The 15,091-nt window shown below is 61.2% G+C and carries 12 protein-coding genes; 8 read left to right on the top strand and 4 right to left on the bottom strand.

Going from position 1 to position 15,091, the window contains the following annotated elements; all coding sequences use genetic code 11:
- Positions 1-50: 50 nt before the first annotated feature.
- Positions 51-1,019 carry an AraC family transcriptional regulator gene (locus tag DM374_RS18280; RefSeq protein ID WP_110971149.1) on the bottom strand — a complete coding sequence of 323 codons (969 nt, stop codon included), beginning with the start codon at positions 1,017-1,019 and terminating at the stop codon, positions 51-53.
- A gap of 103 nt (positions 1,020-1,122) precedes the next feature.
- On the opposite strand from DM374_RS18280, the gene DM374_RS18275 reads away from it, so the two are divergent.
- From DM374_RS18275 to DM374_RS18260, 4 genes are all read left to right on the top strand, one after another.
- Positions 1,123-2,373, top strand: coding sequence for an MFS transporter (locus DM374_RS18275; RefSeq protein WP_110971148.1), 1,251 nt, complete (start codon positions 1,123-1,125; stop codon positions 2,371-2,373).
- Positions 2,374-2,564: 191 nt separating this feature from the next.
- Positions 2,565-3,083 carry a sigma-70 family RNA polymerase sigma factor gene (locus tag DM374_RS18270; protein ID WP_225422531.1) on the top strand — a complete coding sequence of 173 codons (519 nt, stop codon included), beginning with the start codon at positions 2,565-2,567 and terminating at the stop codon, positions 3,081-3,083.
- Positions 3,080-4,060, top strand: a complete 981-nt coding sequence (locus tag DM374_RS18265; protein WP_110971146.1) for a FecR domain-containing protein — start codon at positions 3,080-3,082, stop codon at positions 4,058-4,060. The genes DM374_RS18270 and DM374_RS18265 overlap by 4 nt, the downstream gene beginning before the upstream one ends.
- A 96-nt stretch (positions 4,061-4,156) precedes the next feature.
- Positions 4,157-6,661, top strand: coding sequence for a TonB-dependent siderophore receptor (locus DM374_RS18260; protein ID WP_110971145.1), 2,505 nt, complete (start codon positions 4,157-4,159; stop codon positions 6,659-6,661).
- 162 nt (positions 6,662-6,823) lie between these two features.
- Here DM374_RS18260 and DM374_RS18255 read toward each other — a convergent pair whose 3' ends face one another.
- Positions 6,824-7,834: an MsnO8 family LLM class oxidoreductase gene (locus tag DM374_RS18255; RefSeq protein WP_157969720.1), complete on the bottom strand. Its 1,011-nt coding sequence runs from the start codon at positions 7,832-7,834 to the stop codon at positions 6,824-6,826.
- 226 nt (positions 7,835-8,060) lie between these two features.
- Here DM374_RS18255 and DM374_RS18250 point away from each other — a divergent pair, with 226 nt between their 5' ends.
- The 3 genes from DM374_RS18250 to DM374_RS18240 are packed head-to-tail and all read left to right on the top strand — an operon-like array spanning position 8,061 to position 11,922.
- Positions 8,061-8,546, top strand: coding sequence for a sigma-70 family RNA polymerase sigma factor (locus tag DM374_RS18250; protein ID WP_225422530.1), 486 nt, complete (start codon positions 8,061-8,063; stop codon positions 8,544-8,546).
- Positions 8,543-9,508, top strand: coding sequence for a DUF4880 domain-containing protein (locus tag DM374_RS18245; RefSeq protein ID WP_110971142.1), 966 nt, complete (start codon positions 8,543-8,545; stop codon positions 9,506-9,508). Before DM374_RS18250 ends, DM374_RS18245 begins: the two co-directional genes overlap by 4 nt.
- 59 nt (positions 9,509-9,567) lie before the next feature.
- Positions 9,568-11,922 (top strand): TonB-dependent siderophore receptor, encoded by a 2,355-nt coding sequence (locus tag DM374_RS18240; protein WP_110971141.1) that lies wholly within the window; start codon positions 9,568-9,570, stop codon positions 11,920-11,922.
- A gap of 105 nt (positions 11,923-12,027) precedes the next feature.
- Here DM374_RS18240 and DM374_RS18235 read toward each other — a convergent pair whose 3' ends face one another.
- Together DM374_RS18235 and DM374_RS18230 are read right to left on the bottom strand one after the other, a co-directional pair.
- Positions 12,028-13,821, bottom strand: coding sequence for a sensor histidine kinase (locus DM374_RS18235; protein ID WP_157969719.1), 1,794 nt, complete (start codon positions 13,819-13,821; stop codon positions 12,028-12,030).
- A 17-nt stretch (positions 13,822-13,838) separates the two neighbouring features.
- A complete protein-coding gene (locus tag DM374_RS18230) occupies positions 13,839-14,528 on the bottom strand; it encodes a response regulator transcription factor (protein ID WP_110971139.1) in 690 nt (229 codons plus the stop codon).
- 305 nt (positions 14,529-14,833) lie between these two features.
- On the opposite strand from DM374_RS18230, the gene DM374_RS18225 reads away from it, so the two are divergent.
- The coding region (locus DM374_RS18225) for an ESPR-type extended signal peptide-containing protein (protein WP_157969718.1) at positions 14,834-15,091 on the top strand (258 nt) is incomplete at its 3' end.

Here is a 15,091-nt window from a genome sequence, read left to right as displayed (position 1 = left end):
AAAGTCGGGGGGCGTCAGAGAGGCAGCACCTCGCTCAATTCCACTCAGCTTCAGGTGGCAGCCGACTGCCCCAACCTCCGACTCAACCCAGGCGTCTTACCTGTGACACGCTTGAACGCCCTACTGAACGCTGCCTGAGACGTATAGCCCAAACGCTGCGCGACCTCTTCAATAGGCATCCTTTCCAGCGTCAGCAATTGGCTGGCAAGCCGCATTCGCACTTCGGTGACGTAGCGCAGCGGGGTCATGCCAATCGTCAATTGAAAACGCTCCGCAAAGACCGAACGGGACGTATTGCATTGCTCCGCCAACTGCTCGACGGTCCAGTCGCGGCCCGGTTGTTGATGCAGCGCCAGAAGCGCTCCTGCCAGCCGCGGATCGCGCAGGGCGGCAACCAGACCGGAGGCGTTGCCGCAGGCGCACTCGACCCAACCTCGAACGACCATGGCGGCGACCACGTCGGCCAATCGCGCGAGGATGCCGGCGAAGCCGACGCGTGCGGCGCTGACCTCACGCTCCATGGCGCTGAGAATAGGCACCAGCCCGGGGTAACGCTGGCCCCCGGCATCAATCAGCATCAGGCCCGGCATCAGCTTGCCAAGGCCATGAAGACTGCCCAATTCGAACTCCATGCATCCGCTGAACAAAAGCGTGGCCGGCATGGGGGCGGCATCGGTTCCGGTGTCCACCGCGGTGACGGTGTCGCCGAGAGGCTCGCCGTCCAGAAGGTCGATGTTCTGCACGGGCACGTGCGTATGCGAGAGCAATTGATGGGCCGCGCCATGGGCGATAAAGACGGCGTTACCGGCGGAGAGCGCATAGGTTGTCCCGTCTTCCATGCGCAGCACGGTGTTGCCGACCGCCAGAAAATGGAACCAGGCATGCCCGGGTTTGGCCGCGAAGCCCAAGCCGAAGGCCGGGCCCGCCTGGATACGCCGGTACTCGACACCGCGCAGGCGCATGCCGCGCAACAGCTCGTTGATGAGATCGGAAGAGAGGGCAAATGGGTCTGTCGGCATTGTTCAGGTGTTTTAGTCAAAAAGTTGAGCTTTTCGATCATAGATCATCCGAATTCTCGCGCCTAGACTGCGGGTCGCACTTGAAGATTGGGAGATCCGTGCAATGACTGACCTTGTATGTAATGCCGTACCCGACAGCCGTTCCGCCGCCTGCCCGGATGCAGAACCTGCAACCCCCGCGTGGATGGCCGTATTCTCGTTGGCCATGGGCGTGTTTGGCTTGCTGACTGCTGAGTACCTCCCGGCCAGCCTGTTGACGCCGATGGCGACCGAGCTGGGGGTATCCGAAGCGCTGGCTGGCCAAGCGGTCACGGTGACAGCCGTGGTGGCGCTGTTCGCCGGCCTGTTGGTGCCAGGCCTGACTCGCAGTATCGATCGCCGCTGGGTGTTGCTGGGTTTTTCCACGTTGATGATCGCTTCCAATCTGTTGGTCGCCGTTTCCTCCAGTTTCACGGTGCTGTTGTTGATGCGTATCTTGCTGGGCATAGCGCTAGGCGGGTTTTGGAGCATGGCGGCGGCGGTGGCTATGCGTCTGGTGCCGGGGCCTTTGTTGCCGCGAGCGCTCTCGATCATTTTCAGCGGCATCGCCATCGGGACGGTGGTTGCGGTCCCGCTGGGCAGTTATCTGGGCGGGTTGTATGGCTGGCGCAGCGCGTTCTTTGCAGCGGCGGCGGTGGGGGGGGGGACCCTGGTCTTCCAGTCACTCACGCTGCCGAGCCTTGCGCCGCGTCAGCCGGCACGCCTGCGCACGGTGCTTGAGGTGTTGCAGCGGCCAGGCATTGCCATGGGAATGTTCGGTTGTGTGCTGGTGCACAGCGGCCACTTCGCGATGTTCACGTATGTTCGGCCATTCCTCGAGGGTACCACCGGCATTGGCCCGCAGGGGTTGTCGCTGATGTTGCTGGGTTTTGGTGTGGCGAACTTTGTCGGCACATTGGTGGCCGGGTGGATGCTTACCCGTCACCCGTTGGCCACCCTGGTGTTGATGCCTGCGCTGGTAGGCGTTGCGGCACTGGCGCTGGTCCTGTTGCCGGCGTCGGTGCCAGGGCAGGCCGTACTGCTGGCGGTCTGGGGCCTGGCCTTTGGAGGTGTGCCGGTGGCGTGGTCGAACTGGGTCGCCAGCGCGGTCCCTGACCAGGCGGAAAGCGCCGGGGGCATGGTGGTAGCGTCTGTACAGTCGGCCATCGCCACAGGCGCGGCCGCTGGTGGGGCAATATTCAGCCTCGGTGGCAGCGCAGGCGTATTCGTGGCGGCGGCCGTGCTGATGCTGCTGGCCGCGCTGCTGATTGCACTGCGTGTGCGAGTTCCTTCGGTAGATGGCGCTGGGCCGAACGGGTCGGCATTCCACTTGTGATTTAGCTCTCCAGGCGGCGCCGATCCGCCATAGCGACTTATCGACTCCGCCAGCTACCGGCGACCCAACGCTGCCAACCGCAGCACCCGCCGCTTGACTCCATCACCCGCCGTTACTTGTCAGACACAATCGGCCCTGTATAAGATGCGATGCATTCTCATATGCATTCTTATTTGAATCCAAGGACCGCAGTGCTTCCATCACCCTCTTCGTTACCGTCGCGATCGGATATTGAAGCGCTGTACATCGAGCACCACGCGTGGCTCGTCAACTGGCTGCGTGGGCGGTTGAACCAGGGCGAGAATGCCGCGGATCTGGCGCAGGACACGTTCGTCAACGTCTTGGGAAAACCTGAGCGGGTAAAGGATGTGCATCAGCCACGCGCCTGGCTCAGTACCATCGCTCGGGCGCTGGTTGTCGACCGTGCGCGCCGCGACCGCGTCGAAAGGGCTTACCTCGATGCGATAGCCAACTTGCCAGAGTCACTGGTGCCATCACCCGAAGCGCAGATGATCCTCCTGGAAACCTTGGCCCAGGTCGATGCCTTGCTCGACGGTTTGCCGCCCAAGGTGCGCACGGCATTCATGTTGTCGCGTCTGGACGGGCTGGGCTACAAGGAGATCGCTGCACAGCTTGGCGTCAGTTTGAGGTCGGTGGAAAGCTATATGGCGAAGGCTATTCGTCACTGCTATTTCGCGAACAACCCATGACGGCCCCCCGAGCCGAATTGCCGGAGGAGGTGCTCGATCAGGCGATCATGTGGATGGTTCGCTTGCAGTCCGGGTACGCCGATGAGCAAGCCGTTCAAGGGTGCATGGCCTGGCGCCAGCTTCATCCGTTGCATGAGACTGCCTGGCAAGCCTTGCAGAGCAATGAGTCAACGTTCGACAACCTCGCCCGAATTTCGGGGATCCCCGATGGCATAGCGCGCAATACCCTGGACCGCATGCAGCATGGACAACTGGGCCGTCGGCGGCTGTTCCAGGTGCTGGGAGCCGGGCTGGTCATTGGCGGGATGGGCTGGCAAAACCAGGAGACTGTTCGGCGCTGGCGCTCCGATTACAGCACTGCGGTGGGCGAGCGGCGATCGGTGCTGCTCGCCGATGGCACGCGCTTGCAGCTCAATACCAATACGGCGATCGATGTTGTCTTCAACGACAAACAGCGGTTGATCAAGCTCGTGCAAGGAGAGGTCTTCATTGCAACCGGCGCCGACGACGGGGCGCCAGGCGGGCGACGCAGTTTCTGGGTGCAAACCGCCCAGGCCCGGCTGCAGGCGCTGGGCACCGCTTTTACGGTGCGCCAGGATGCGACCATCACGCGGTTGCTGGTTGAACAAAGCAGGGTGCTCATTGATCAGCCCGCGCAACAGCAGATGGTGGCCGCAGGCGAAGCCTATGCGATCGACGCCGAGGGTAGCCGCAAACTGCAGAACACCGAGATGGATCCCAGTGCATGGACGCGAGGACAACTGGTCGCGCGCAGCATGCCGATGCAGGCGCTGCTCACCGAGCTGGCGCGCTATCAACACGGCTGGCTTGCATGTGACCCGCAGATTGCAGGGCTGGAAGTTTCCGGGGTATTTCAGCTGGACGATATTGATCGGGCACTGGATGCCCTTGGTCACTCGCTACCCGTCAGGGTCGAGCGCTTTACCAAGTGGTGGCGCCGCGTGGTGGCGCGCTGATCGTTTTTGTAAAAAACCGGTTTCAGACTGCGGGTTTTTTCGAGCTCTTCGGCTAACAGGGAAAACACCCTGCCAAACGAATGGAGCTCAATCGACATGTCACACTCGTTCTCACCTCGGCGTGTGCCCAGGACCCGCCTTGCCCTTGCTCTGCATAGCGTATTGCTTGCGGGGGCCAGCAGCCTGGCATTGCCTGTCTGCGCGGTACACGCCGAACAGGTCGAAGCCCGCCATTACGATCTGCCGGCGGGCGCTCTGGAGCAATCGCTCAATTCGTTCGCGCAGCATGCGGCAATCAATTTTCCCTTCGACCCCGCGCTGGTACGCGGCAAGCAAGCCCCAGGCCTGAAGGGTGATTACACCGTGCAACAGGGGCTGGATGCGCTACTGGCACACTCCGGCCTGGTTGCGACCCAGACGGCAAGCGGGTACTGGGCGCTGAGCCCGGTTGCCGCAAATGCCGACGCGGTAGTCGAGCTGGAGAGTACGCAGATCAGCGGGCAGGGCATGGGCGAGGCTACGGAGAATTCGGGCTCTTACACCACCGGCTTGACCAGTGTTGGTTCGAAGACCCCGACATCGCTGCGGCAGACGCCGCAGTCAGTGTCGGTAATTACCGCCCAAGCCATGAAAGACCGGCAGATCACCAGCCTTGGCGACGCCATGCGTGCCACCACCGGCATCACCGTCAAGAATGCCAACTACCGTACTCCACGCTTTTATTCGCGCGGTTTCGAGATCAAGAACATCCAGATAGACGGGGCCGCCAGCCTCGATTCCAACGGTGGTTACTCCAATCACCTCTACAACCTCGATGAGTTCGACCACATCGAAGTGTTGCGAGGCTCGGCTGGACTGTTCGGCGGCGTTGGTGATCCGGGTGGCATCATCAACCTGGTGCGCAAGCGCCCGCTGGACCACTACCAGCTCAAGTTCGAAGCCTCTGCCGGCTCCTGGGATAACTACCGTTCGCAGGCTGATGTCACCGGCCCGATCGGTTTCGACGGCGCCTTGCGTGGACGCCTGGTTGCCAGTTACACCGACCGCCAATACTTCATGGATCACCGCGGTACCGAAAACCCGTCGATCTACGGCGTCCTGGAGGCGGACCTCGGTTCCGACACCATGATTACCCTCGGCGGGCGGTTGGAGAAAAACAAGGAAACCGGTACCGGCGACGGCTTGCCGTTTTACTCCGACGGCAAGAGCCCGGGCTACAGCCGCAACTACTGGCCGACGACCAACTGGTCGTATTCCGATCACGCTTCCAATGAGCTGTTCTTCAAGCTCGACCATTACTTCAGTGATGACTGGAAGTTCAATACCTCGCTTACCCACGTGTACGACACGGTTGAGAGCCAAGGCGCATTCATCTACGGCAACATCAACCGGGCCGACCTCACCGGTCCCTATTGGTCCGGTAGCTACCAGCGTGCCTGGAGCGACCAGACCGTCCTGGACATGAACCTCTCCGGCAAATTCCAGTTACTGGGCCGAGAACACGAACTGCTGGTTGGCGCCGACGCCCAGAAAATTCGTAGCCGCTGGCGCGCGGCCGATGGCGTGAGCGGTCGCTTCGGTTCGTATCAGGAGCCGTGGCGCGAGGGCAGCATGGACAAGGAATTCTGGCGCGACTACAGCCCGAACAAGCAGAAGCAGTACGGTGTCTATTCGACCCTGCGCCTGCAACTTGCCGATCCGCTGAAATTGATTGTTGGCGCGCGGGCCACCCGGTATTCGTTCGATCAGGTCTACGCGACCAAGGACAGGACGACGGATGTCTGGTCGGACGTGAACATTGTCCATTACCGCGAGCCGACCAAGGTGGTTCCGTTTGGCGGTCTGGTCTACGACCTGGATGAGGAGTGGTCCACCTACATCAGCTACTCGGAGATCTTCAACCCGCAAGCCTCTTCGCTCGCTGGCCCACAGCCAGGCACATCGCTTGAGCCGATGGAAGGCAAGACCTATGAAACCGGGGTCAAAGGCGAGTTGTGGGGCGGTGCGCTGAACGTGTCGGCGGCGCTGTTCTATTCCGAGCGAGAGAACCAGGCAACGGTAGACCCGAGGTATGTCCAGGAGACGCTGATGTACGGCGGTAGCTGTTGCTTCCTGTCGCGGGGCAAGGTCACCAGCAAGGGTATCGACCTCGAAGTCAGCGGCGAACTGATGCCAAACTGGCAGGTGATGGCCGGCTACACCTTCAACCGCAACGAAGACCGTACCAACAAGGCGATTTTCAGCAGCGTGACGCCCAAGCACCAGGCCAAGCTCTGGAGCACCTACGTGCTGCCAGGCGAACTGTCGGACTGGAAGGTCGGCGGTGGCGCGACCGTCCAGAGTGCCAACTTCGTCAACGGCTCTATCGAGTACAGCGGCGTGGACTACATAGGCCCGACGCAGGTGAAGATGTCCCAGGGGGGATATGCGGTATGGGACGCGATGGTGGAGTACAAGGTGGATGCACACTGGACTGTTGGGCTCAATGCCAACAACCTGTTCGACCGCAAATATTTCGACACCCTGACCCACCCGGACTACGCCAACTACTATGGGACGCCGCGTAACTACATGCTCACGCTGCGGGGTGTCTGGGACTGAGTCGATAGCGTCTATCAACGTTCGCCGCAATTGACCCACGGCTGCCGCTCGCGACCGGCAGCCTGGGTTGAAAGCTGGCGGTCGTGGGAGGCTGTAATCGACCTTTGGCTGTCTGACGGCAGAGAACAGGGGATGGCGAGATTTTCTCAGGCAGAGTCCGCTTTACTGAGTCCCAAACGCCTCGGAAACCAGCCGATAACTCCGCAACCGATCCTCAAACCGGTACGTCACCGTCACCAGGCCAATTTCCTCACAGCCATACTCCTCAGCAATGTGCCGAATTCTCTCCCGGCAAGTCTCAGGCGACCCCACCACCATGTCGCCCAGCGTGTTATCGAACTCAAGCTGTTCCTGCGCCGTCATCCGCTCATACCGCCGCTGTACTTCTTCAGGCGACAACAACGGTTCGCGGGGCATGCTGCCGGCCATCATTTTTCTGTAGACCGCAGTGCCGGCGACGAAGCGCGCTTCGTCATCCGACGCGGCGCAGATCACGGCCAGTGCGACAAGACGAGGAGGGGAAGTGGTGATCCCCGACTGGCGATACGCTTCGGCATGCTGCCGAAAGATCGCCGGCGAGCAGGTCGCGGGGGCGATGAATTTTGCCAGTGCCAGACCCATTCCCAACTGCCCGGCCAGGGCTGAACTGCCGCCGCCCGATCCGAGCATCCACAGCGAAGGCAGGGTCGACGGGCTGGTGCCGCAGGCCAAGGCTGCATAAGGATGGTTCGCCGGGAAGTCGCCTCGCAGAAAAGCACAAAGCTCCGCGGCCTGCTGGGGGAAGTGATCGTGTTGGGCAACGCTGCCGGGGGCGGCGAGGGCAACCGAACTCAGGTGGCTGCCGCCAGGCGCCCGTCCAATTCCCAGGTCGATGCGACCGGGGAAAAGCCCGCCGATAAGGGCGAAGGTTTCGGCCACTTTGTAGGGGCTGTAGTGCGTGAGCATGATCCCGCCGCTGCCGACTCGCATCGTCGTGGTTGCGCTGGCGATCCGCGTGAGCAGGATCTCCGGCGCCGTACCGGCGAACTGAATGCTGTTGTGATGTTCGGCAACCCAGTAGCGGTGGTAACCCAGGCTTTCGCAGGCGATGGCAAGGTCCACCGAGGCGGCGGCGGCCGTTGCCGCAGTTCGGGCTTCGTGGATGGGCGTCTGATCGATTACGGTTAATTTCAATGACACTGCACGTGGTTCCGAAAAGGCCAGTTGAGACAACTGAGAGGGAAGGGCGAAATATTTGTGCAGATGTTAACTAATTGGCGCGGTGAAGTGTGACGGGTAATGGGCTTTATCCGGCACAGTGCGAGCTGGCGTTGTTTCTGGTTTTGAATCACCTATGGGGATTGTGCAATCATCGCGCCATGATGATAATGAGACAAATTCCCATTCGCGCGCTTATCTCGTGTCCGACCTCGCCCAGCTGTATATCGAGCATCACCGTTGGCTGTGCAACTGGCTTCAGCGTCGCTTGCATTGCCGGCACGATGCCGCCGACATCACCCAAGACACCTTCATGCGCCTGTTGCGCTCGCCTGAAAACAGTCCCATCGAAGAACCGCGGGCCTACCTGGCTACGGTAGCGCGCCGGCTGTCGAGCAACCTTTACCGGCGTCGTGCACTTGAGCAGGCGTATCTCGAAGCCTTGGCGCTGTTGCCTGAGCAGGCTCACCCATCGCCCGAAGACATCCACCTGGTTCGCGAAGCCCTGGGGCAGATCGACCGTCTGCTGGATGGCCTGCAGCCGCGGATGCGGCAGATCCTGTTGATGCATCGGCTTGAGGGGCTGACCCAGCCCGAGATCGCTGAGCGTTTGGGTGTTTCCTTGTCCACGGTTGAACGCGACTTACGCTTCGCATTTCTCCATTGCTTAAGGGCACAGGATTTATGAACAGTGACCCGTCCCTGGGCGAAGCTGTCGATTGGCTATTGCGCCTGGAGTCTTCGCAATCCGGTGACCCTGATTGGCAAGCCTTCCAGCGGTGGCTGAACGCGAAGCCATCCCATGGCGTCGCCTGGCAGCGGGTCAATAACCTGTTCAGCGCGCCCATGGCGGATCTGGCGGCAGTTGATGCCCGCGCTCCCGGACAACGCGCTCTGGCCAGTCAGATGTTGAACCAGCCGCTGCCACGTCGGCGCTTGTTGGGTGGCAGTGTGGCGGCGCTGCTGCTTGGGGTGACCGGGGCGACTTTCGGCAACCGCGTAACGCCTCTGACGCAAATGCTGGCCGACTTGCACACCTCCACAGGCGAGCGGCGCAACGCGAGTCTGCCCGATGGCAGCCGCTTGACCCTGGATGCACGCAGCGCGGTCGACCTTATGTTCACGCAAGACCTGCGCCGGCTGCGTTTACGAGAAGGGGCATTGCATCTGACGATTGCCGACCAGGGACAGCGAGTGCTGCAACTGGAGAACCGTGATGCCCGCCTCTATAGCCAGGATGGCCGGTTTCTTTTGCGGCAGATGGCGGAAAGCAGTCTGCTCAGTGTGTTGCAGGGCCGGGTGCGGATTGCACCGCTCAATGGTGACGTTCGTTGGGCGCAAAGTGGTGAGGTGCTGCGCTTCGATCAGCACACCGTTCGCATCGAAGCCCCCTCACTGTGGTCGCGAGGTGACTGGATGGAAGGCCGCGTCGATGCGCATGACGAGCCACTCGGCGAGCTTATCGACGCGTTACGCAACTACCACGCCGGCTGGCTTCGCATCAGTCCCGAGGCGGCGCGGCAAAGGGTGTATGGCAGTTTCATGCTCGCCGACCTTCGGCGCACCCTCAGGGCATTGGAAGAGTCGTTGCCGATCCGGGTCCAGAATGCGGGCGGTTGGCTGGTGAATATTGATTTGAGAAATTCGTGAAGGGATTCGACGGCTGGCGTGTCCTCTTGGCTGAGATCAACTAACCAAGAGTGCCTCCAATGTCGCTGTACTGCTTGCGTCCCTGTCTGCTTGCCCTCGCTTTGGCCACCGCCCCGTGGCCAACACTGGCACTGGCCGCTTCCGAAACCACCCAAGAGGCGTTCGATATTCCAGCCGGTCCTCTGGGCGAGAGCCTGGCGCGCATCGCCCGACAGAGCGGGCAGATTCTTTCAGTGGAGCCTGGGCTGATCCAGGGCCAGAGTGCGCCAGCCATCCGTGGTCAGTTCACCGCCGATGAGGCCGTTAAGCAGGTACTGGCTGGCAGCGGTCTGGTGCTGGTGATCAATCCCGGGGGAAGCTGGAGCTTGAAGCCGCAAACGACTGGCGCCGGCCTTGAACTGGAAAGCACATCGATCACCAGCAACCAGCTCGGGACCATCACCGAAGGCTCCGGATCGTACACCCCAGGAACTATTGCGACGGCGACTCGCCTGGTGCTGACGCCGAAAGAGACACCGCAGTCGATCAGTGTTGTCACCCGGCAGCAAATGGATGACTTCAACCTGACGGCCATTGATGACGTGATGCGTCGTACGCCGGGCGTCAGTGTGGCCACGCTGGACAGCGAGCGAACGGACTACTATGCCCGTGGCTTCGCGATAAACAACTTCCAGTACGACGGCATTCCCATGCAGCGCAATATCGGCTACTCCGCAGGGAACACGCTGAGCGATATGGCTATTTACGATCGCGTCGAAGTACTCAAGGGCGCTACCGGCCTGCTGACCGGTAGCGGTGATCCGGGAGCAACCATCAACCTTATTCGCAAGAAGCCGACCCACGAGTTTCAAGGGCACGCGACCCTGGGCGCTGGTTCCTGGGACAACTACCGAACCGAGTTGGACTTCAGCGGGCCGCTGACCGACAGTGGCAATGTGCGTGGGAGGGCGGTTGCGGCCTATCAAGACAAGCAATCGTATCTGGACCATTACCAGCGCAAGACGTCCGTTTTTTATGGTGTTGTAGATATCGATCTTTCCCCGGACACCGTATTAACCGTCGGTGCCGATTACCAGGACAATGAGCCCGAGGGTTCCAACTGGTTTGGTATCCCCGTCTATAACAGCAATGGCCAATTCAACAAAGTATCCCGGTCATTCAACTCGGCTGCGAGTTGGAGTAGCTGGGAACAATATACCCGCACGGTATTTGCGACGCTGGAGCACACCCTGGCGAATGGCTGGGTGACCAAGCTTCAGTTGAACCATCAGATCAATGGCTACGACCTGCGGGCAGGATCAGTTGGCGCAGGTTTTCCAAACCCTGTTACGGGCAAGGGCGCCAGTATCTGGCGAGGAAGTTATGTCGGCGAGGTCACGAGCGACGCCGCCGACCTCTATGCCAGCGGGCCATTCGAGCTTTTCGGTCGAACCCACGACCTCGTTGTCGGCGCGAGTGTTTCCCGAAGCAAAATGGTCAGCGACGGGCAGTGGGTGGGTGCGAACGCCATCGACAACTTTTACGCGTGGACGGGGGACTACGCTGAGCCCAATTGGGCCCGGGTGGACAATGCCGACCAGATCACCCGAGAGAAGGGCACCTATATCGCTTCCAGGTTCAATCTGCGAGACGATTTGAAGCTGCTGTTGGGTGCACGTCTTACCAACTACAAGAGCACGACTGCTACAGAATCTGGCGTTGTCGTTCCTTATACCGGCTTGGTGTATGACTTGAATGATGTCTTGTCCGTTTACGGAAGTTACACCAGCATTTTCAAGCCGCAGACAAACCAGGATGAGCAAGGTCGCACGTTGCAGCCCTTGGAAGGCGACAACAAGGAAGTGGGGATGAAGGCCGCGTTCTTTGATGGCCGGCTGAATGCGAGCATCGCCTATTTCCAACTGAATCAGGACAACTACGCTCAAAGCACCGGTAACCGCACTCCGAGCGGGGCCTCGGCCTATCGAGCGGTCAGTGGCGTTGAAACCAAGGGCTATGAACTGGAAGTCTCGGGCCAACTGACGCCGCAGTGGCAAGTGCATGGTGGCTTCAATCATCAGACCCCGCGCCGTAACGGCGAGCGCGTGGCAACCCTGGCCCCCGAAACACAGTTCAGCCTGTACAGCAGCTACAAGCTGCAAGGCTTGTTCAATGGCCTGACACTGGGCGGTGGTGCGCGCTGGCAGGATTCAACCTGGAACTCGGTGAGCCACCCGACCTTGGGCAAAGTGCAACAAACCACAGACAGTTATTGGCTGGTTGACGCCAACGCTCGTTATGCCTTCGACGATCACCTCTCCGCCATGCTGACGGTGAACAACCTGCTGGATAAGAAGTACTACTCACTCTTCGACAGCACTTACGCATGGGGAGAACCGCGTAACGCGACAGTGACGCTGCGCTACGATTTTTGATAGCGGTGTTGAGGGCGCAGACGTGCGTTTGAACGAGGGCACCTGCAGCAATGTGGATCAGGCGCTGGCGTGACTCCGGGCCGCGCAGTCACGCCAGCGACCGGCCTACGCAACAATCGGCTCACCATGAATGGTCGCGATCAGTTGCGTTTCACCCGGTCGGGACTCGATCCACAGTTGCCCGCCCATGCGCTCGATGCGCATCCGCATGCTGCTCATGCCCACACCGGTGCCCACCGCCAGCACGTTGTTCACGTCGAAGCCGCGACCGTTGTCGCGTATCCACAGGCTCAGGCCATGCTTTTCATCCGCCCTCACGCCGACTTCCAGGCGGGTGGCGCCGGCGTGTTTGAGGACGTTGGTCAGGGCTTCTTCGAGAAAGCGGGTGAGGGCCAGCAACTGCGGCGGGGTGAACACACCGGGCCAGCGCTCGGGCAGGCTCCAGTGTGACTCGATGCCCAGATCATCGAACAGGTCGATGAAGCGCCGTCGCAACGGCGCCAGCCATTCCTGGGGTGATTGCCAGGCCGGCACCGCGGATGATCCGTCGATGACGTCACGCAGATCGCTGCGCAGTGTCTTCAGTACCGACAGGAACTGGCTGTCTTTCAGTCCGTCGCCGTGTTCCATGCGGGCAATCGAACGCATCAGCGAACTGCCCAGACTGTCGTGCAGGTCATGGGTCAGCCGTAGGCGCTCGTTGAGGCGGATGTTGTCGGCTTCCAGTTGATGCTCGCGTTGCAGCGTCTGGGTCAGCTCTGCACGCGTGCTGTCCACGGTTGCCAGCAGGTCATCGTTGAAGCGTTCGATGCGTTGCAGGCTGTTGGAGAAACGGGTGGCCAGGATCAGGAACATCAAAACCGACATCAGGGGCGTCGACAGCAGGGCATAGGACCCTGGAATGCCGAGCACGCCTGTGAGCGTCAGAAACTCGAAGATGGACAACGCCGCCATGCCGACCGCAAGCACGATCAGGTACGTCTTGCGGGTACGGCAGGCATGCCACAAGAGTTGCAGGCACACCACGAAAAACGCCAGCCGGAGCGAAAACGCAGAGATCATTTGCAGCGACGATATGTCCGCCTTCGGCACCAGCATCGCCGCCAGGGTCAGCAGGATCGCCCAGCCCCAGAGCAGACGTTCGAAACGCACGAAGCGCAGGCCGCCAAACGACCAGATGAACATGCAGAACGCCGGGCAATACAGGGAGAACGCCGCCAGGCTCAGACGGTCCCAGATTTCGCCATTGCTGAATGGCCAGGATGACGTCACCAGCATATTGAGGATGGCGAGCGACCACAGCAGCGCGGCCAGCGCGAACCAGCCGAAGGCGCGCTCCTGGCGACGGAACAGCCAGAACGTCATGAACAGCACGCCCAGCACCAGGGAAATCAGCAGGCTGAGGAAACTGAGTTCACGCTGCTGCAACAACTGTTGGCGGTACTCGGGCCAGACCTGGGCGGGCGTGCCCACCTGCACCGTGCCCAGGCCAGGTGCCGCATGCTCCGAGCCCACCAGACGAATCCACAAGGTGTTGCTGCTCTGCTGCATGGAGAACGGCAATAGCCAATAACGCGGCAGGTTCCAGCTCCGCGACAGGGGTTCGACCAGGTGCTCGTCACGCCAGAGCAGGTTGTCGTTGAGCCACACTTCACCGGCCATGGCCATGCGATCGATATTCAGCGCAAGTGGCTCGCCCGGGCAGTCGGCCTGCCAGTCCAGCCGATACCATGCCGGCCCCAGGAAACCGGGCCAATGCCGCTGCCACATGTCCGGCAGGCTCACCGGCTGCCAGCCTTCGCGCGGGCGCACGCCGTCGCCGGCCCGCTCAGGGGCTACCAGGACGCGGGTGATGGTCGGCTGGCAGCTCGCTTGCGCCAGGCTCGAAAGCCACGGCAACAGGACGAGCAGCAGGGTCAGGACAACAAGCCGCGTTGCCGGGCTTCGTTCACCGCGCGAGTGCGCGAGGAGACGGCCAGCTTGCGGTAAATCCGTTTGATATGGCATTCGACGGTATAGCGGGAAATGGTCAACTGTTCGGCGATTTCCCGGTTGCTCAACCCGCGGGAAACCCATTCGAGAATCTCGCTCTCGCGAGCGCTGAGTGCTTCGGTTTCGCCCATTCCGGCAGGCTTGTGCGGTTGTTCGGTCGGCAGCAGGGTGAGGATGCGCCGCGCGATGAACGGGTCGATCGGCGCGCCGCCACGCAGCACGCTGCGAATCGACAGGCTCACCTCCAGGTCATCGCGCTCTTTGAGCAGGTAGCCCGTGGCGCCCGCGCGCAATGCACCGAGGATCGCTTCCTCGGTGCTCCAGGCCGAAATCACCAGAATCCACAACGCCGGATCCTGCGCCCGCAATTCGCGGATCAGTTCGATGCCATTGCCATCCGGCAACCCCAGGTCCACCAACACCATCGCCAGCGGCTGGCTGCTGGCATGCGCGCGGGCCTCGGCGAGGTTCGCCGAGAACGACACTGCCTCAGCGGCGTAGCCAATTTCGCTGAGGATCCGCGACAGCCGTTGGCGCATCAGTGGATCGTCTTCGACGACCAGTACCGGTGCCGGCAGCAGCGCGTCGTCTGGAGGAGGGGTGTTGAATGACATCAGCGAAGGGCACTCCATGGCCGTAAATGAAGGGCGGCTAGTTTGTCACGCAATAGTGGCATCAGACCATCACCAGAATCAGGTATAGCACGGTCCGGAATCGTTTCATCTGCCCTTACGCGGCACGTAAAAACATCGGAGATTACCCAATTTCAGTGATAGCCATGTGCCAACGGCTTCGCGTCCAATATCGGTCTTTCAGGCCAGCGGGTCAGCACCCGCCTGCGCTGCAAATTCCCGGCTCACCCTTTGTCGCCGCTCTTATCGGCAAACCGGTCAGCCTTGATCGTCAAAGGGAGGCCCCCATGAACCGCACTTATGCCCTCGTCTGGAACCCAAGCCTCGGCGCCTGGAGCGTTGCCGATGAACACGCCCGTCGACGTGGCAAAGGGGCCGGCGCAGTGCTCGCGGCAGCCTTGCTTCTGCCGATCATGGCGTGCGCCGCCGACCTGCCAACCGGCGGTCAGGTGACCGCGGGGCAGGGGCAGATCAGTACGCCCGCGAACAACCAGATGGTCATCGACCAGGCCAGCAACAAGCTCGCCATCGACTGGCAGAGCTTT

The sequence above is a fragment of the Pseudomonas huaxiensis genome, assembly GCF_003231275.1.
GTDB lineage: Bacteria > Pseudomonadota > Gammaproteobacteria > Pseudomonadales > Pseudomonadaceae > Aquipseudomonas > Aquipseudomonas huaxiensis.
Note: the sequence above shows the minus strand (reverse complement) of the source record. Positions and strands in the feature narration are given on the sequence as shown.